Origin of the sequence: Bradyrhizobium huanghuaihaiense (assembly GCF_025200885.1) — a bacterium.
GTDB classification, from domain to species: Bacteria; Pseudomonadota; Alphaproteobacteria; order Rhizobiales; family Xanthobacteraceae; genus Bradyrhizobium; species Bradyrhizobium huanghuaihaiense.
Genome location: NZ_CP104172.1, coordinates 1,719,450 through 1,735,422 on the forward strand (window position 1 = coordinate 1,719,450; position 15,973 = coordinate 1,735,422).

Annotated in this window: 16 protein-coding genes; 7 read left to right on the forward strand and 9 right to left on the reverse strand. The window is 64.6% G+C overall.

Annotated features, from left to right (window positions below; all coding sequences use genetic code 11):
* Positions 1-2 precede the first annotated feature (2 nt).
* The 3 genes from N2603_RS08120 to N2603_RS08130 are packed head-to-tail and all read left to right on the forward strand — an operon-like array spanning position 3 to position 3,933.
* Positions 3-1,112: a microcin C ABC transporter permease YejB gene (locus tag N2603_RS08120; protein ID WP_018646577.1), complete on the forward strand. Its 1,110-nt coding sequence runs from the start codon at positions 3-5 to the stop codon at positions 1,110-1,112.
* Entirely contained in the window at positions 1,112-2,290 is a 1,179-nt protein-coding gene (locus tag N2603_RS08125; protein WP_260388335.1) for an ABC transporter permease, read from the forward strand. Before N2603_RS08120 ends, N2603_RS08125 begins: the two co-directional genes overlap by 1 nt.
* 5 nt (positions 2,291-2,295) lie before the next feature.
* A complete protein-coding gene (locus N2603_RS08130) occupies positions 2,296-3,933 on the forward strand; it encodes an ABC transporter ATP-binding protein (RefSeq protein ID WP_260388336.1) in 1,638 nt (545 codons plus the stop codon).
* Positions 3,934-4,023: 90 nt separating this feature from the next.
* Here the strand turns inward: N2603_RS08130 and N2603_RS08135 are convergent, their stop codons facing one another.
* Together N2603_RS08135 and N2603_RS08140 are read right to left on the reverse strand one after the other, a co-directional pair.
* The gene (locus N2603_RS08135; RefSeq protein ID WP_018646580.1) at positions 4,024-4,251 is read right to left on the reverse strand and encodes a hypothetical protein; all 228 of its coding nucleotides are present in this window, start codon (positions 4,249-4,251) and stop codon (positions 4,024-4,026) included.
* Positions 4,252-4,276: 25 nt separating this feature from the next.
* On the reverse strand, positions 4,277-4,570 hold the full coding sequence (locus tag N2603_RS08140) for a hypothetical protein (RefSeq protein ID WP_018646581.1): 294 nt from the start codon (positions 4,568-4,570) through the stop codon (positions 4,277-4,279).
* A 254-nt stretch (positions 4,571-4,824) separates the two neighbouring features.
* Here N2603_RS08140 and N2603_RS08145 point away from each other — a divergent pair, with 254 nt between their 5' ends.
* On the forward strand, positions 4,825-5,076 hold the full coding sequence (locus N2603_RS08145) for a hypothetical protein (RefSeq protein ID WP_145832042.1): 252 nt from the start codon (positions 4,825-4,827) through the stop codon (positions 5,074-5,076).
* 35 nt (positions 5,077-5,111) lie between these two features.
* Here the strand turns inward: N2603_RS08145 and N2603_RS08150 are convergent, their stop codons facing one another.
* Both N2603_RS08150 and N2603_RS08155 read right to left on the reverse strand, forming a co-directional pair.
* Entirely contained in the window at positions 5,112-5,966 is an 855-nt protein-coding gene (locus N2603_RS08150) for a C40 family peptidase (protein WP_260388337.1), read from the reverse strand.
* Positions 5,959-7,332 (reverse strand): leucyl aminopeptidase family protein, encoded by a 1,374-nt coding sequence (locus N2603_RS08155; protein ID WP_260388338.1) that lies wholly within the window; start codon positions 7,330-7,332, stop codon positions 5,959-5,961. The genes N2603_RS08150 and N2603_RS08155 overlap by 8 nt, the downstream gene beginning before the upstream one ends.
* Positions 7,333-7,540: 208 nt before the next feature.
* Between N2603_RS08155 and N2603_RS08160 the strand changes: the two genes are divergently transcribed.
* The 3 genes from N2603_RS08160 (at position 7,541) to N2603_RS08170 (ending at position 10,431) form a co-directional block, all read left to right on the forward strand.
* Positions 7,541-7,744 (forward strand): hypothetical protein, encoded by a 204-nt coding sequence (locus N2603_RS08160; RefSeq protein WP_018646585.1) that lies wholly within the window; start codon positions 7,541-7,543, stop codon positions 7,742-7,744.
* A gap of 286 nt (positions 7,745-8,030) precedes the next feature.
* Positions 8,031-9,524: a metallophosphoesterase family protein gene (locus N2603_RS08165; RefSeq protein WP_260388339.1), complete on the forward strand. Its 1,494-nt coding sequence runs from the start codon at positions 8,031-8,033 to the stop codon at positions 9,522-9,524.
* 85 nt (positions 9,525-9,609) lie between these two features.
* Positions 9,610-10,431: a tetratricopeptide repeat protein gene (locus N2603_RS08170; RefSeq protein ID WP_260388340.1), complete on the forward strand. Its 822-nt coding sequence runs from the start codon at positions 9,610-9,612 to the stop codon at positions 10,429-10,431.
* A gap of 60 nt (positions 10,432-10,491) precedes the next feature.
* Here N2603_RS08170 and N2603_RS08175 read toward each other — a convergent pair whose 3' ends face one another.
* From N2603_RS08175 to N2603_RS08195, 5 genes are read right to left on the reverse strand one after another with little or no spacing between them, the layout of a single operon-like run.
* On the reverse strand, positions 10,492-11,466 hold the full coding sequence (locus tag N2603_RS08175) for a type II secretion system F family protein (protein ID WP_018646589.1): 975 nt from the start codon (positions 11,464-11,466) through the stop codon (positions 10,492-10,494).
* A 9-nt stretch (positions 11,467-11,475) separates the two neighbouring features.
* Positions 11,476-12,453: a type II secretion system F family protein gene (locus N2603_RS08180; RefSeq protein ID WP_018646590.1), complete on the reverse strand. Its 978-nt coding sequence runs from the start codon at positions 12,451-12,453 to the stop codon at positions 11,476-11,478.
* A gap of 16 nt (positions 12,454-12,469) precedes the next feature.
* Positions 12,470-13,939, reverse strand: coding sequence for a TadA family conjugal transfer-associated ATPase (locus N2603_RS08185; protein WP_018646591.1), 1,470 nt, complete (start codon positions 13,937-13,939; stop codon positions 12,470-12,472).
* A 21-nt stretch (positions 13,940-13,960) separates the two neighbouring features.
* Entirely contained in the window at positions 13,961-15,229 is a 1,269-nt protein-coding gene (locus N2603_RS08190) for a CpaE/TadZ family protein (protein WP_018646592.1), read from the reverse strand.
* Complete coding sequence (locus N2603_RS08195) at positions 15,226-15,960, reverse strand: CpaD family pilus assembly protein (protein WP_018646593.1); 735 nt, start codon at positions 15,958-15,960, stop codon at positions 15,226-15,228. Before N2603_RS08195 ends, N2603_RS08190 begins: the two co-directional genes overlap by 4 nt.
* Between the last annotated feature and the right edge of the window lie 13 nt (positions 15,961-15,973).

Below are 15,973 nucleotides of genomic sequence, written 5' to 3' on the forward strand. Positions count from 1 at the left end.
TCATGAGCGCCTATATCGCCCGCCGTCTCCTTCTGATGATCCCGACCCTGCTCGGGATCCTCTTCGTCTCCTTCGTCGTGGTGCAGTTCGCGCCGGGCGGTCCGGTCGAGCGTGTGATCGCGCAGCTCTCGGGTGCCGACACTGGCGGAACGTCGCGCATTTCGGGCGGTGGTGATTTTGCGCAGCGCGCGCCGGGGCAGGTCGGTGCCGGCGGCGATGCCATCAACTCGAAATATCGCGGGGCGCAGGGTCTCGACCCTGATTTCATCAAGAAGCTGGAGGCGCAGTTCGGCTTCGACAAGCCGGCACCGGAGCGCTTCGCGCTGATGGTGTGGAACTTTGCCCGCTTCGATTTCGGCAAGAGCTATTTCCGCGACGTCAGCGTGCTCCAGCTCATCAAGGAGAAGCTGCCGGTCTCGATCTCGCTCGGGATCTGGCTGACGCTTCTGACCTACCTGATCTCGATCCCGCTCGGCATTCGCAAGGCCGTGAACGACGGCGCACGGTTCGACACCTGGACCTCGACCGTGCTCGTGCTCGGCTATGCCATTCCCGGCTTCCTGTTCGCGATCCTCCTGATCATCCTGTTTGCCGGCGGCTCGTTCTTCAACTGGTTCCCGCTGCGCGGACTGACCTCGGACGGCTGGTCGCAATTTCCCTGGTACTGGAAGATCATCGATTATTTCTGGCACCTGACGCTGCCGCTGATCGCCATGGGGTTAGGTGCGTTCACCACCATGACGTTCCTGACCAAGAACTCGTTCCTGGACGAGATCCGCAAGCAATACGTCATGACCGCGCGCGCCAAGGGCTGCAGTGAGAACCGGGTGCTCTACGGCCACGTCTTCCGCAACGCCATGCTGATCGTGATCGCCGGCTTCCCCGGGACCTTCATCCACGCCTTCTTTTCCGGCTCGCTTCTGATCGAGACCATCTTCTCGCTGGACGGACTGGGGCTGCTCAGCTTCGAGAGCGTGCTCAACCGCGACTATCCCGTGGTGTTCGGCACGCTCTACATCTTTTCGCTGGTCGGACTCGTGATCAACCTGATCTCCGACCTGACCTATATGTGGATCGACCCCCGCATCGATTTCGAGGCACGGGAGGTCTGATGACGATCACCGCGCCGACGCCGATCGAAACCACAGCGAAGTCGCCGCTCGGCGATGTCGTTCCGATCACGCGCAAGCCGTTCGCCCCATCGCCGCTGAACAAGCGGCGATGGCAGAACTTCAAGGCCAACCGCCGCGGCTACTGGTCGTTCTGGATCTTCATCATCCTGTTTGTGGTCTCGCTGTTCGCGGAGCTGATCGCCAACGATCGGCCGTTCCTGATCAAGTTCGACGGCCGCCTGTATTGGCCCGCCTTCGTGACCTATTCGGAGACGACCTTCGGCGGCGATTTCGAGACGGCGGCCGACTACCGCGACCCCTATTTGCAGAAGCTGATCAAGGACAAGGGCGGCACCATCGTCTGGCCGCTGATCCGTTACTCCTACGACACGCACAATCTCGACTTGCCGACACCGGCGCCGTCGCCGCCGACCTGGATGCTGACGGAGAAGCAATGCCAGCCGGTGGTGGAGAAGAAGGGGCTGAAGAGCTGCCGCGATCTCGAATACAACTGGCTCGGCACGGACGATCAGGGCCGTGACGTGGTGGCGCGGCTGATCTACGGCTTCCGGATCTCCGTGCTTTTCGGCCTTTGCCTCACCATCGTCTCGTCCATCATCGGCATCGCGGCGGGCGCGGTGCAGGGCTATTTCGGCGGCCGGGTCGACCTCATCTTTCAGCGCTTCATCGAGATCTGGACGGCGATTCCTTCGCTCTATCTTCTCCTGATCCTGTCCTCGGTGCTCGTGCCCGGCTTCTTCGTGCTGCTCGGCATCCTCCTGCTGTTCTCCTGGGTCTCGCTGGTCGGTCTGGTGCGGGCTGAGTTCCTGCGCGGGCGCAACTTCGAATACATCCAGGCGGCGCGGGCGCTCGGCGTCTCCAACCCGGTCATCATGTTCCGCCACCTGCTCCCGAACGCGATGGTCGCGACCATGACCTTCCTGCCGTTCATCGTGTCGAGCTCGGTGATGACGCTGACGGCGCTCGATTTCCTCGGCTTCGGCCTGCCGCCGGGATCGCCTTCGCTCGGCGAATTGCTGTCGCAGGCCAAGGCCAATGTGCAGGCGCCCTGGCTCGGCTTCTCCGGCTTCTTCTCGGTCGCGATCATGCTGTCGCTTTTGATCTTCATCGGCGAAGCCGTGCGCGACGCCTTCGATCCGCGCAAGACGTTCAGGTAAGGCCAATGGACGCGATCAACCAGCCCCTGCTCAGCGTGCGCGATCTCTCGGTGGCCTTCCACCAGGGCGGCGCGACGACGCTCGCGGTCGACAAGGTCTCGTTCCAGATCAAGCGCGGCGAATGCGTTGCGCTGGTCGGCGAATCCGGCTCTGGCAAGTCGGTCAGCGCGCTGTCGATTCTCAAGCTCCTGCCGTATCCGAATGCCTCCCATCCCTCGGGCAGCATCCGCTTCAAGGGGCAGGAGCTGATCGACCAGTCCGAGCAGCAGATGCGGGAGATCAGAGGCAGCGACATCTCGATCATCTTCCAGGAGCCGATGACCTCGCTCAATCCGCTGCACACGATCGAGGCGCAGATCGGCGAGATCATCCAGCTGCACAATCCGACCAGCAATGCCGAGGCGCGCAAGCGGACGCTGGAGCTGCTGACGCAGGTCGGCATCCCCGAGCCCGAGACGCGGCTGAAGAGCTATCCGCACCAACTCTCCGGCGGCCAGCGCCAGCGCGTGATGATCGCGATGGCGCTCGCCAACGAGCCGGACCTGTTGATCGCGGACGAGCCGACGACGGCGCTCGACGTCACCGTGCAGGCGCAGATCCTGGCGCTGCTCGCCGAGATCCGCTCGCGGCTCGGCATGAGCCTGCTCTTCATCACCCACGATCTCGGCATCGTGCGCCGTATCGCCGACACGGTCTGTGTCATGAAGGGCGGCGTGATCGTCGAGCAGGGGCCGGTCGAGCAGGTCTTCAAGACCCCGAAGCATCCCTATACGCGCGACCTGCTCGCGGCCGAGCCCAAGCCCGATCCGGCGCCGCCGCAGCCGAATGCGCCGGTGGTGATGTCGGCCGATGACCTGAAAGTGTGGTTTCCGATCAAGCGCGGCCTGATGCGCAAGACGGTCGGCCACATCAAGGCGGTCGACGGCGTCAGCGTCACCGTGCGCAAGGGCGAGACGCTCGGCGTGGTCGGTGAGTCAGGCTCGGGCAAGACCACGCTGGGGCTGGCGCTGCTGCGGCTGATCTCCTCGAACGGCCGTATCGTGTTCCTCGGCAGTGACATCCAGGGCCTGCGCTTCAAGGAGATGCGCCCCTTCCGGCGCGACATGCAGATCGTGTTCCAGGATCCGTTCGGCTCGCTCAGCCCGCGCATGTCGGTCGCCGACATCATTGCCGAAGGCCTCTCAGTGCATCAGCCGAAGCTGTCGGGCGAGGAACGCGAGGCGCGCGTCGTCAAGGCGCTCGAGGATGTCGGGCTCAATCCGGATACGCGTTTCCGCTATCCGCACGAATTCTCCGGCGGCCAGCGCCAGCGCATCAGCATCGCGCGCGCGGTGGTGCTGGAGCCGGATTTCGTCGTGCTGGACGAGCCGACCAGCGCGCTCGACATGCTGTTCCAGGCGCAGATGGTGGAACTGCTGCGCGAGCTCCAGCGCAAGCGCGAGCTGACCTACATGTTCATCTCGCACGACTTGCGCGTCGTCGCCTCGCTCGCCAGCCACCTCATCGTGATGCGCGGTGGCAAGGTGGTGGAGGAAGGCCAGGCCGCCGAGCTGTTCAAGAACCCGAAGACGGATTACACGCGCGCCTTGTTTGCGGCGGCGTTCCGGCTGGAGACGGCGGGCAACGGGGCAGTGGCGACATAACGTTCGTCATTCAGGGGGCGCGCGTAGCGCGTCCCCTGGGATGCTTCTGTTTGTAGCGAAAGCGGGTTTGCACCTACCAGTCGAGTTGATCTACGCGGCGCGTTCCTTGTCGCGTTCCTCGACCGTGGTCGCTGTTTCTTCCAGCTTCTTTTCGTAATTGCCCGCGAACTTCTCGATACTATCGGCCCACATCCTCAGCATCGAGGCCTGAAAGTGGATTATCGGCTTCAAGGCATTCATGCCGATTGCTGTCGTTGCGGCGATGCGCCGTTGTGGATCGCGCGCGAGATCGTTTGCGGTAGGGATCTTGTCTGCCATCGTATTCGTTCCTTCGCTCTGGGTGTTATGGCCTAAAGTCACCTCTCCGGTTGTGAATGCGTGCTTCCAAGCACTCGGCCAAGACTTGGTCTGCCGCGAGGCGCGCGCATTGGTCGTCATGCAGTTCATCCAATTTTTTCAAATAAGCGACTGCGGCTATTTGCAAGAGATCGAAGTCATCTTCGCCGATATCGCGAAGATTGGCGATGTAGCGGTCGAGGGCGGAACGCCTGTTATCATTCTCGCTGATGCCGCTATGGAGCAGCAAATAGTTCCGCCAAGCGAATGCACACGCGCCTTCTCTGGCCTGAGAACTCATGGGACCTCTCTAAGCCAGAGAAAGATCGACGGCGCGTTTCGTTCCGCAAATCTCTCAGTTGTAACGTTGTTCCGTAGCTGCGCCGCGAGGTGCCTGTTAGTCGCCCGAATGATCGTGCGCGTGTTCCCTGGAAATGAGCCTGGGGAACGTACGAGACTTCTGGCTATCTGCGTTGGAGTGTCGCAGTCGGCTTCGCCCAAATATATCGACATACGCGGTAATATCCGACCCAAGCACTTGCCGCGGAGGCGGTGATGGTTTTGAAGCTGTCTTCGGTTACTGTTGCCTTGCTGCTGGTTGGAGCAACAGTGCTCTTGATCGCAAGCCGGCCACCTGCGTGGATACTGCTGCTGCTCGGTTCCTTCGCGCTGGCGGCGCTGTATATCGTCGCGAGAACGAGGTCGCGTTACGATCCGCTCGATCCACGCTTCGGCAGCTGCATCCCTCCGATTTCCAAGCCGAAGACCAGCACCGGCAACGTGCCGAAGCAGCATAGCGATGTCTGAGATCCATCAGATGCGGATCCGCTTCGGGCCCAACCCTACAGCCGCTTGATCGCCGCGACTTCGCTGCCGGCCTGCTTGATCCGCGCAATCGCCGGCTCGATCGGCTCAATCACCGTGGCCATGTGATGCGCGTTGGCGTGAACCATGGTGCTGGCATCGCGCACGATGGCGACATGCCCTTTCCAGAAGATCAGGTCGCCGCGTTGCAGCTTGCTCCGCTCATGTGTCTCGAGTGCGCGGCCGAGTCCCGCCAGCTGCATGTCGCTGTCGCGCGGACAGCCGATGCCGGAAGCGGTCAACGACACCTGCACGAGGCCCGAGCAGTCGATGCCGAGGCTGCTCTTGCCGCCCCACAGATAGGGCGTGCCGATGAAGCGCTCGGCGACAGCAACGAAATCCGGCTCACGATGATCAAGCGGGACGAGGTGCGTCTTTGGCACGAAGGTCCCGTCGCGCGTCACGGCGAAGCTGCCGTCCTCGCGTGCCACCACGAGCTTCGAGCCCAGTACGAGCGTGGCGGCCGGCGGCAGTTTGATGGAAGGACCGGGGAAGGCCAACGTCCGCAGCGCGCCGACCTTGTGCGTCGGCGCGGCCGCCGGTTTCATCAGCCCGGCATCCGGCAGCCAGCCGACATAACCGTCGGCATTGAGCTGGCCCCAGGCCCAGCCTTCGCCGTTGCGATCGTAGACCGTGACGCGCTCGCCGCGCAGTGCCTCTGTCATCAGCATCGCGCCTGAGGACGACTGCTCGCGCACGGAAGCGATCGGTTCGACCACCTCGAACTCTTCACCCTCGACGAAGCGGTCCGCCTCGACCTTGCCTTCGAGGTATTTGGCGGCGAGGTCGCCCCGCGCCGGCGTCAGCCTTGGATCGTATCCTGGATCACGCATAGCGCTCGCTCAACAAGGCGTAGATGGCGCGTGCGGCCTGGCACTCGCCGCCTTCGGGCCGCGCCGGTTTTGCCGACGGTGTCCAGCCATAGATGTCGACATGGAGCCAGCTTCCGGCCTGCTCGACGAAGCGTTGCAGGAACAGCGCGCAGGTGATCGAGCCGGCAAAACCGCCTGACGGCGCGTTGGTGATGGTGGCGGTCTTGGAATCAAGCCACGCATCGTAAGGGGGCCACAGCGGCATGCGCCACAACGGATCGTTCTCCTTCACCGCGCAGCGCGCGACCTCGGCGGCCAGCGTCTCATCATTGGTGTAAAAGGGCGGTAAATCCGGTCCCAGCGCGACGCGCGCGGCACCGGTCAGCGTGCCCAGATCGATCAGCAGATCTGGCTTCTCCTCGTCCGCCAATGCCAATGCATCGGCGAGCACCAGACGTCCTTCCGCATCGGTGTTGCCGATCTCGACCGTGATGCCCTTGCGCGAGGTAAAGATGTCGAGCGGGCGGAAGGCGTTGCCGGAGACCGCGTTTTCCACCGCCGGGATCAGCACGCGCAGCCGCACCTTCAGCCTCGCGTCCATCACCATGCGCGCCAGCGCCAGCACGTTGGCGGCGCCGCCCATGTCCTTCTTCATGATCAGCATGCCGCTCGACGGCTTGAGGTCGAGCCCGCCGGTGTCGAAACACACGCCCTTGCCGACCAGCGTCACCTTGGGATGATCAGGATCGCCCCAGCCGATATCGATCAGCCGCGGTGCGCGGTCGGAGGCCATGCCGACGGCATGGATCAGCGGAAAGTTCTTCTCCAGGTCTTCACCGATGGTGCAGGCAAAGCTCGCGCCGAATTCGGTGGCGAGCGCTTGCGCGGCCGCGGCGAGCTGCTCCGGACCCATGTCGTTGGAGGGCGTGTTGATGAGATCGCGCGCCAGCATCGCAGCGTCCGCGATGCGATCGATCTCGGCGGCGTCGACGCCGTCGGGCGGCACCAGGCGGACCTCGGGCCTTTCGGCCTTGCGGTAGCGGGAAAAGCGGTAGCACCCCAGTGCAAAAGCGAGCGCCGCCAGCCGCGCATCGTGCGGCGCATTGGCGAAGCGATAGGTCCCCGGCGGCAACAGGCCGGGCAGGGCGCCCGGCCGGAACAGGTCGCGCGATCTTGCTCCTTCGTCCTCGAGGCCGAACAGCACTTGTGCGATCGCCCCATCGGATGCGGGCAGCGCGAGATAACCGCCGGGCTTGGCGGAATAAGCGCTGGCGGTCGCGAACTGGCGTTGCGCCGGCGACAGCGTCTCACGCAACCCTTCCCAGCTCGACTTGGTGACGAAGGTGATCGGAATGGCGGTTGAGGACGTCTCGAAGACAGAGGGCATTGGCGGGTGTCCGGATCGTCAGGTCAGGCAGGTCATGCGAACTCCAGAAGACTTCGCAGAGTTTTGCCGTGGCCGCAATCGGCTTTGCCGTCACCGCTCAGTGAGCCGCTACTCGCAGCAAGTGGGCCATGCTAGGTTCCGGCAATGGCTGTCAGGTGTACGGAGATCGCCGGCAGCCGAAAGGCGAGGCCTGCCGGGAGGAAATGCAATGGAATTTCTGTGGAGCGTGGTCACATTCATCGGCCAGGCCGTCGAGGCGATCTTTGGCTATGTCGAGCATCATCATTGGATCTTTGCCTTCCTTGCCGGCGGCTACGTCTTTTATCTTCACGATCGCTCCGTCCACGCACGCTTCGATGCGCTCGACAAGCGCGTCGACGAAATCCGCAAGCGGCTGGCCATCGAATATTGATCGGACGAAACGAAACCGCTGTGCGGGAGCTCTCGTATCCACGTTGAGAACTGCCGTTCACGAGAGCGCGGTCGCAGGGCTTTACTAGCGCTGCGGTTGTGGCACTATTGGTGAGCATTTTAGATTGTGCCGTGCATTTCTGCACGCATCGAGCGCAGGAATGCGGTTGCCCGGGTGATCCTTGCCCGGGCTGAGACCGGCATCAAGCTATTCGTCGAAGGCAATTTCTGAAGGCAATTTCTCTCATCGTTTTGGGCGGCGCAGCATTCGCAATGAGCGGCGCAAAATGGATAGATCGTTCGTTATTGCGCAGATCTCCGACCTGCATCTGGACGGGTCAGGCCGGCTGCTCGCGACGATCGAGGCGCTTGGCACTGCTCTGCGCGAGAGCATGGCGGATTTCGCCGACGTTCCCGATCGCATCCTGCTGATCACCGGCGATCTCGTCGACGATCCAACGCCGCGCGCGCTCGACGAAGCGCTCGCGGTCATCGCGTCCTTCCGGCAGACCGGGCTGTTCACCGACATCCAGGCGGTCGCCGGCAATCACGACGTCAAGCGGGCGAGCCAGCGTGCGGGCCGTCACGACGTCTACGATTACCTGCATCTGCCGCGGAGCTCGAAGAGCGTCTACTACCGCCAGGCCGGCCTTGATCTGGTACTGCTGGATTCAAATCGCGCAAGCCTCACGACGCTGGCGAGCGGCACGATCGACCAGAGCTCCTACAGCGCCATGGTCGCCGATTCCGCCCGGCTGAGTGTCGAGCTTGCAGGCAGCCTTGGATCGGCGGGACGCGCCGATTATTTCGAGCCGGCCGAAAACCTGGTGCGGGTGCTGGCGATGCACCATCATCCGCTGCCGCAGGCGACCGGCGAGGCAAAGCGGTTCCTCGGCGCTCCGGACGAGCCGCTGATGTATCTCGCCGCGCCCGCGACCTTCCTTGAAGCGGCGACCTCGCTCAACGTCGATCTGGTCCTGCACGGTCACCGGCATGTCGAGGGACTGACCCGCTATTCGATTCCCGATCCGCGCGCGATGCGGAGCAACGGCAGTGAAGCGTTCTGGCGCACCGTCTACGTGCTGTCCTGTCCGTCCTCGACCGGGCAGGGCGGCGACGATGCCGGATTCAACATCATCCATTTTGGCCCAATGTCCGATGCCGGCAATTCGGACTATGGATTTGCGATCGCGCGCCATTCGCGGCCGCGCATTGGTGGCGGCTTCCGCCTGCTCGACTCGAACCTGCCGGACGGCGTCATCCGCCTGCCGGCAGGGCGGGATTATTCCCGCGATCCCGCCGTCCAGACGGCGATCGAGATTGCTTCAATCGCGACACTGAGGCGGGATCTGGTGGCGGCGCTGGCGCGCCGGCTCCTGATGCGCCGTGCCTTCTACGCCGACGGCGAGCCGGCTTCGGTGAATGCGCTCCACGCCTATCTGGTCACCTCTCAGGCCTGGGCCGATCTCGACCGCAAGTTCTCGAGGTCGGGGACCAGGCATGGCGCCGACGCGGTTGCCGCGGTGGCGCTACTGCTGCGCCGGTTGGTCGAGCAATCCGCCGGCGTGCTCGGCATCGATCAGCTTCAGCTCGACGAGCTCCTTGCGCGGCGTGTGGTCAGCCGTGAGGATCTCCGGCGCGAATGCCAGGGAATGCCACGCACGGGTACCGAGGCCGAGGCGCAGGTGCTGCAACTGCTGCGGGACATCAACGCGCAAATGAAGGAGCTCGGCCTCGATCTGGGGCTCGGTGGCGAGGCCCCGCCACCGACGCCGCCATGAGGGCCCGGCGTTAACCGGCCATTAGGGTTAACAGTCTATTGCTGGCGCGTTCGGCTCGATCCATCCGCTCGAGAGTCAAAGCGTCATGCGTCAACGGTTCAGTCCTGCCCGGCTTCTTGCGTCTGCCTCTCTCGTCGCGATGGTGGCGGTCAGCCTCGGCGGCTGCACGGCAATGTCAAAGCTCTCCGACGTCACCGGCTCGATCGGGTCGGCCGGGTCGCGCGCGGAGGCCGCGCCCACCGATCCCGCGCGCGCCGTCGAGGTCTATGGCGAGGGCTACCGTGCCAATCCCAAGGACGCCGAGGCCGCGCTTGGCTATGGCCAGGCCCTGCGCGCCAACGGCCAGCGCGCCCAGGCCGCCGCCGTGCTCGAGCAGGCGACCATCGCCAATCCCGGTAACAAGGCGCTGCTCGCCCAGTACGGCCGCGCGCTCGCCGACAACGGCAATTTCCAGCAGGCCTTCGACGTATTGTCGAAGGCGCATTCGCCCGACAATCCGGACTGGCGCCTGCTCTCGGTGCAGGGCACGGCGCTCGATCAGATGGGCCGTCACGAGGAGGCGCGCTCGTATTATGCGAGCGCACTGAAGATCGCACCGGGCGATCCCGGCGTGCTCTCCAATCTCGGCCTGTCCTACATGCTGTCGAAGGACCTGCCCAAGGCCGAAGAGGCACTGCGGCAGGCCTATGCATCGCCGCGGGCCAGTAGCCGGGTGCGGCAGAATCTCGGCCTGGTCGTCGGTCTCCAGGGCCGCTTCGCCGAGGCCGAGACCATCGTGAAGGCGGACCTGCCGCCGGACCAGGCCGCGGCCAATGTCGCCTATCTCAAGGACATGCTGAACCGCAGCGAGGGCCAGCGCGGCGCGCCGAAGCGGACGCCGGTCGCCTCGCTCAGCCAGTCCGACTGATCGCCCCGCATTATCTCGTCCTGATTGCCGAGGCGGACCGCACGCGGTCCGCCTTTCGCGTCACTGCAGCTCGGAGATCTTGATGCCGGTCGGCCCGAGAATGACGACGAACAGCACCGGCAGGAAGAACAGGATCATCGGCACCGTCAGCTTCGGCGGCAGCGCGGCGGCCTTCTTCTCTGCCTCGTTCATGCGCATGTCGCGGTTTTCCTGCGCCATGACGCGCAGCGAGTGCCCGAGCGGAGTGCCGTAGCGTTCCGCCTGCTGAAGCGCGAGACACACCGATTTGACGCCCTCGAGCCCGGTGCGCCGCGCCAGGTTCTCGTAGGCCACCTTGCGGTCCTGCAAATAGGAGAGCTCGGCGGTGGTCAGCGCGAACTCTTCCGACAGCGCGATCGACTGGCCAACGATCTCGGTGGCGACCCGCCGGAACGCCATTTCGACCGACATGCCGGATTCGATGCAGATCAGCAGCAGGTCGAGCGCGTCGGGAAAGGCGCGCCTGATCGAGAGCTGACGCTTGGAGATCGCGTTCTTGAGGAACAGCATCGGCGCCTGCAGGCCGGCATAGGCGGCGCCGATGCAGATACCGATCTTGACCGGCAGCGGCTTGTCCATGTGCGCGATCAGGAACACGTACAGGATCGAGCCCATGAACAGCACGAGCGGAGCGACCATGCGCGCAAACAGGAAGGTGATGTAGGGCGCCTGGCCGCGGTAGCCCGCCATGATGAGCTTGTCGCGGGCGGCTTCCTGCGCGAGCCATTTGGTGAGGTTGAAGTCCTCGACGACCTTGGAGACGATCTGCTTCGGCGTCTGGCGCAGCGAGACCTTTTCGTTCTTGTTGAGGCGGTCGCGCTCGCGCTGCCGGATGCGTTCGCGTTCGCTTGCCACCGCCTTCATGCGCTTGGAGAGGCCTTCGCCGGCGAACAGCGGCATCACCAGCGTGTAGACGGTGGCGCTGGCGGCGATGGCCGCCAGCAGCATGGTCATGAAGCGGACGTCATGAAGTTTCGAAACGAGAAATTCGACCATACGCCACCGTCAGAAATCGAAGTTGATCATCTTCTTCATCACCAGGATGCCGATCGACATCCAGATGACGCAGCCGACCAGCATGAGCTGGCCGGTAGGATGGGTCCACAGCAGCGAGATGTAGTGCGGTGTCGTGAGATAAACGAGGAACATCACGATCGGCGGCAGCGAGCCGATGATGCCGGCCGAGGCCTTGGCTTCCATCGACATCGCCTGGATCTTTTCCTTCATCTTCTTGCGGTCGCGCAGCACCTTGGAGAGGTTGCCGAGCGCTTCGGAGAGATTGCCGCCCGACTTCTGCTGGATCGAGATGACGATCCCGAAGAAATTGGCTTCCGGCAGCGGCATGCGTTCGTAGAGGCGCGAGCAGGCTTCGCCGAGCGGCATGCCGATCGCCTGCGTCTCGATGATCGCCAGGAACTCGCTGCGCAGCGGCTCGGGCGAATCGGCGGCGACGACCTTGATCGATTCGAACAGCGGCAGGCCCGCCTTGATGCCGCGGACGATCACGTCGACGGCGTCGGGCAGCGCCTTCAGGAATTTGGCTTCGCGACGCTTCTTCAGGAAGCCGAGTGCCCAGCGCGGCAGGCCGAGGCCGCCGGCAAAGGCAAGGCCGGCGGCGCCGAGCAGGCCGCCGCCGACGAACATGGCGGCCGCGAACAGCACGCCCGCCACGACGGCGGACACGATCCAGAATTTCTGCGGTGTCCAGTCCAGCCCTGCCTGTGACAGGCGGACGCTGAGCGGAACGCTCTTTTCCTGCTGACGCCGTGCCTCGAGATCCTTGAGCGAGCTCTCGACCTGCTCGCGGCGGGAGCGCTGGCTCTTTTCGGTCTGCTTGGCTGCCGGCGCGTCGGCGCGTGCGATCGAGGCGCGGCGGTTCTCAGCCTGCCGTTCTCCTGATAGCAACGGATAGAGGAAGACCCAGGCGATGCCGCCCACAGCGGCGGTGGCGAGGAAGGCGAGGGCGAGAACCTGCATGTTCATGACGTCGCTGACCCGCTCATTTCGTCGGCGCCACTTCCGCAGCGTCCAGCGCGGCGGCAAGGCGCTTCTCGTCGCCGTAATAGCGGGCGCGTTCCCAGAACTTCGGACGGCCGATGCCGGTCGAGCGGTGCCGGCCGATGATCTTGCCGTTGGCGTCCTCGCCGACCAGGTCGTAGACGAAGATGTCCTGGGTGATGATGGTGTCGCCCTCCATGCCCATCACCTCGGTGATGTGGGTGATGCGGCGCGAACCGTCGCGCAGGCGCGCCGCCTGGACGATGACGTCGATCGAGGCGCAGATCATCTCGCGGATGGTGCGCGAGGGCAGAGAGAAGCCGCCCATCGTGATCATGGATTCGCAGCGCGAGAGAGCCTCGCGCGGATTGTTGGCGTGCAGCGTGCCCATCGAGCCGTCATGGCCGGTGTTCATGGCCTGCAGCAGGTCGAACGCCTCGGGTCCGCGGACTTCGCCGACGATGATCCGTTCAGGACGCATACGCAGGCAGTTGCGCACCAGCTCGCGCATGGTGACCTGGCCCTCGCCCTCGATGTTGGGCGGGCGGGTCTCGAGCCGCACCACGTGGGGCTGCTGCAGCTGGAGCTCGGCGGCGTCCTCGCAGGTGATGACGCGCTCGTCGTGTTCGATGTAGTTGGTGAGGCAGTTGAGCAGCGTGGTCTTGCCCGAGCCGGTACCGCCGGAGATCAGCACGTTGCAGCGGACGCGGCCGATGATCTGGAGGATCTCGGCGCCCTCCGGTGAGATCGCGCCGAACTTGACGAGCTGATCCAGCGTCAGCTTGTCCTTCTTGAACTTGCGGATGGTGAGCGTGGGCCCGTCGATCGACAGCGGCGGCACGATGGCATTGACGCGGGAGCCGTCGGCGAGGCGTGCGTCGCAGATCGGCGAGGATTCGTCGACGCGCCGGCCGACCTGGCTGACGATGCGCTGGCAGATGTTGAGGAGCTGCTGGTTGTCGCGGAAGCGGATGCCGGTACGCTGGATCTTGCCGGCGACCTCGATGTAGACGGTGTTGGCGCCGTTGACCATGATGTCCGCGATGTCGTCGCGCGACAGCAGCGGCTCCAGCGGACCGTAGCCGAGCACGTCGTTGCAGATGTCGTCGAGCAGCTCCTCCTGCTCGGCGATCGACATCACGATGTTCTTGATCGCGATGATCTCGTTGACGATGTCGCGGATTTCCTCGCGCGCGGACTCGGAGTCCAGCTTGGCGAGCTGGGCGAGATCGATGGCTTCGATCAGCGCGCCGAAGATGGTCGCCTTGACCTCGTAATAATTGTCCGAGCGCCGGTTCTCCATGGGAGGAGGCGGCGGGGCTTTGATCGGGGCGAGCGGCGGCGAGGCGACGGCCGGCGGGGGCGGCGCGCGCGACACCGTCGGCGCCGGAGCCGGGGCAGGCTCTGGCGACACGGCGCCGGGCTTGGGGGCCCGAAGATCGGTGTCTGTTCCGCTACGCTTACCGAACACTTAACGACTCCATGCGGCGGCTTATTTTCCCCGCAACTTCTCAATCAGGGGTGAAAGCAAGGATGACTTTTGTTTCTTCGTCTCGCTGCGGCCGGTCAGGCGCTGGGCGATCTGGAGGAACATCTCGATCGACTTGTGGTTGGCAGAGATCTCCGCGATCATCTGGCCGTTGTTGGCTGCCGAGCCGAAGATCTGCGGCTCGAACGGGATCGAGACGACCGGCTGGCTCTCGATCGCCTTGGCGAACTCGGTGGCGGCGATTTCGGGCCGCTTGGGGACGCCGACCTGGTTCAGACAGTAGAGCGGCGGCCGGTCGTTCGGGCGCGAGGCCTTCAGCAGGTCGAACAGGTTCTTGGTGTTGCGCAGATTGGCGAGGTCCGGCGCCGCCACGATCAGGATGTCGTCCGCGCCGATCAGGGCGCGCTTGGTCCAGCCCGACCATTGGTGCGGGATGTCGAGCACGATGCACGGCATGGTGGAGCGCAGCGTGTCGAACACGGCGTCGAAGGCGTCGGTGCCGAAATCATAGACCCGGTCGAGCGTGGCAGGCGCCGCCAGCAGGCTGAGGTGGTCGGTGCATTTCGACAGCAGACGGTCGATGAAGGCGGTATCGACGCGATCGGGCGAGAACACGGCGTCGGCAATGCCCTGCGGCGGGTCCTGATTGTAGTCGAGCCCGGCGGTGCCGAAGGCAAGGTCGAGATCGGCGACCACCGCGTCCATCGCGAGATCGCGTGCGATCGCCCAGGCGACGTTGTGGGAGATGGTGGATGCGCCGACGCCGCCCTTGGCGCCGACCACCGCGATGATGCGGCCGACCGCCTTGGCTTCCGGTGCGGAAAACAGGTTGCAGATCGAGCGCACGACGTCGATGGGGCCGACCGGCGCGAGCACGTAGTCGCTGACACCGCGACGCACCAGCTCGCGATAGAGCGTGACGTCGTTGATGCGGCCGATCACCACCACGCGGGTGCCGGCGTCGCAGACGGTGGCGAGCTGGTCGAGGCCGCCCAAGAGGTCGTTGCGGCCGTCGCTCTCGAGCACGATCACGTTCGGCGTGGGCGCCGAGCGGTAGGCTTCGATCGCGGCGGCCATGCCCCCCATCTGAATCTTCAGGTGAGCCTTGCCGAGGCGGCGATCCTCGCCGGCCGACTGCACCGCGGCAGCCGTCTCGACGGTCTCGCAGAAGGCCTGGACCGACACGCGCGGCGCGGGCGCAATATGCTCCTCGACCGGCGGGAGCGATGCTTCCGGCTGCTCTTCTTGTGACTGGCGAGCGTAACTGATCATTTGCCGGTGTCGCTGAGTTTGGCCTTTTCGGCGTCAGGATAGATAACCGCGGTTGGAGTTCCCTTGCGATATTTCTCGAACGCGGCGGTGCGTCGCGTCGTGTAGGACGGCGTTTCGGAACGCGGCTGCTCGAGGTCCGCCGGGTTGTCGACCATGGCGGCCATGTTGCGCTGATAGGCGCAGCCGTAATTGTAATAGTCCTTGTTCTCGAACCAGCTCTTGTTCTTCATCGAGGGGCCGATGTCCTCCGGCCACAGGCCGCAGGGACCCGCGACTGCGGCGATCCTGGAATAGGTCAGCCGGATCGGCGGCAGGAAGCGCTTGTCCGTCGGCTGGTAGGGACGGGTGATGATGCCGCGCGGGGGAATGCCCGCAGCCGCCAGCATGGCCTGGATCTCACGCATCGATTCCGCTGCCGGGCGCGTATTCGGCGTGCCGGACGGCACGTCGATATGGATGGCGCCGGTGCCTTCGTGCAGCCAGGCCGATGCCAGGCCCATCACGTCGGCGCGCTGGGCGGCGGTCAATCCGCCGCGGGCGTGGCCGACGAAGACGACGATCGAGCGGTTCTGCTCCTCGACCGCGATCGGGTGACGCTGCTTGTAGTCGTCGGGGATGGAGGCGGTCATCACCTCGTCGTGCTGGCAGCCGCCGAGCGCAAGCGCGATGCCGACGAGCGCGCCACCGAAGCGGATGGCGCGTTGGCGAAGCTGGGGTGGTCTTGTGATCATCGTGAAGTCCCCG

What these genes read in the sequence shown, in the direction of transcription:
- N2603_RS08120 (WP_018646577.1), top strand. Translation starts at nt 3, where the DNA reads ATGAGCGCCTATATCGCCCGCCGTCTCCTTCTGATGATCCCGACCCTG.
- N2603_RS08180 (WP_018646590.1), bottom strand. Translation starts at nt 12,453, where the DNA reads ATGAACATGCAGGTTCTCGCCCTCGCCTTCCTCGCCACCGCCGCTGTG.
- N2603_RS08165 (WP_260388339.1), top strand. Translation starts at nt 8,031, where the DNA reads ATGGATAGATCGTTCGTTATTGCGCAGATCTCCGACCTGCATCTGGAC.
- N2603_RS08135 (WP_018646580.1), bottom strand. Translation starts at nt 4,251, where the DNA reads ATGGCAGACAAGATCCCTACCGCAAACGATCTCGCGCGCGATCCACAA.
- N2603_RS08170 (WP_260388340.1), top strand. Translation starts at nt 9,610, where the DNA reads ATGCGTCAACGGTTCAGTCCTGCCCGGCTTCTTGCGTCTGCCTCTCTC.
- N2603_RS08190 (WP_018646592.1), bottom strand. Translation starts at nt 15,229, where the DNA reads ATGATCAGTTACGCTCGCCAGTCACAAGAAGAGCAGCCGGAAGCATCG.
- N2603_RS08155 (WP_260388338.1), bottom strand. Translation starts at nt 7,332, where the DNA reads ATGCCCTCTGTCTTCGAGACGTCCTCAACCGCCATTCCGATCACCTTC.
- N2603_RS08160 (WP_018646585.1), top strand. Translation starts at nt 7,541, where the DNA reads ATGGAATTTCTGTGGAGCGTGGTCACATTCATCGGCCAGGCCGTCGAG.
- N2603_RS08150 (WP_260388337.1), bottom strand. Translation starts at nt 5,966, where the DNA reads ATGCGTGATCCAGGATACGATCCAAGGCTGACGCCGGCGCGGGGCGAC.
- N2603_RS08175 (WP_018646589.1), bottom strand. Translation starts at nt 11,466, where the DNA reads ATGGTCGAATTTCTCGTTTCGAAACTTCATGACGTCCGCTTCATGACC.
- N2603_RS08125 (WP_260388335.1), top strand. Translation starts at nt 1,112, where the DNA reads ATGACGATCACCGCGCCGACGCCGATCGAAACCACAGCGAAGTCGCCG.
- N2603_RS08130 (WP_260388336.1), top strand. Translation starts at nt 2,296, where the DNA reads ATGGACGCGATCAACCAGCCCCTGCTCAGCGTGCGCGATCTCTCGGTG.
- N2603_RS08140 (WP_018646581.1), bottom strand. Translation starts at nt 4,570, where the DNA reads ATGAGTTCTCAGGCCAGAGAAGGCGCGTGTGCATTCGCTTGGCGGAAC.
- N2603_RS08195 (WP_018646593.1), bottom strand. Translation starts at nt 15,960, where the DNA reads ATGATCACAAGACCACCCCAGCTTCGCCAACGCGCCATCCGCTTCGGT.
- N2603_RS08145 (WP_145832042.1), top strand. Translation starts at nt 4,825, where the DNA reads ATGGTTTTGAAGCTGTCTTCGGTTACTGTTGCCTTGCTGCTGGTTGGA.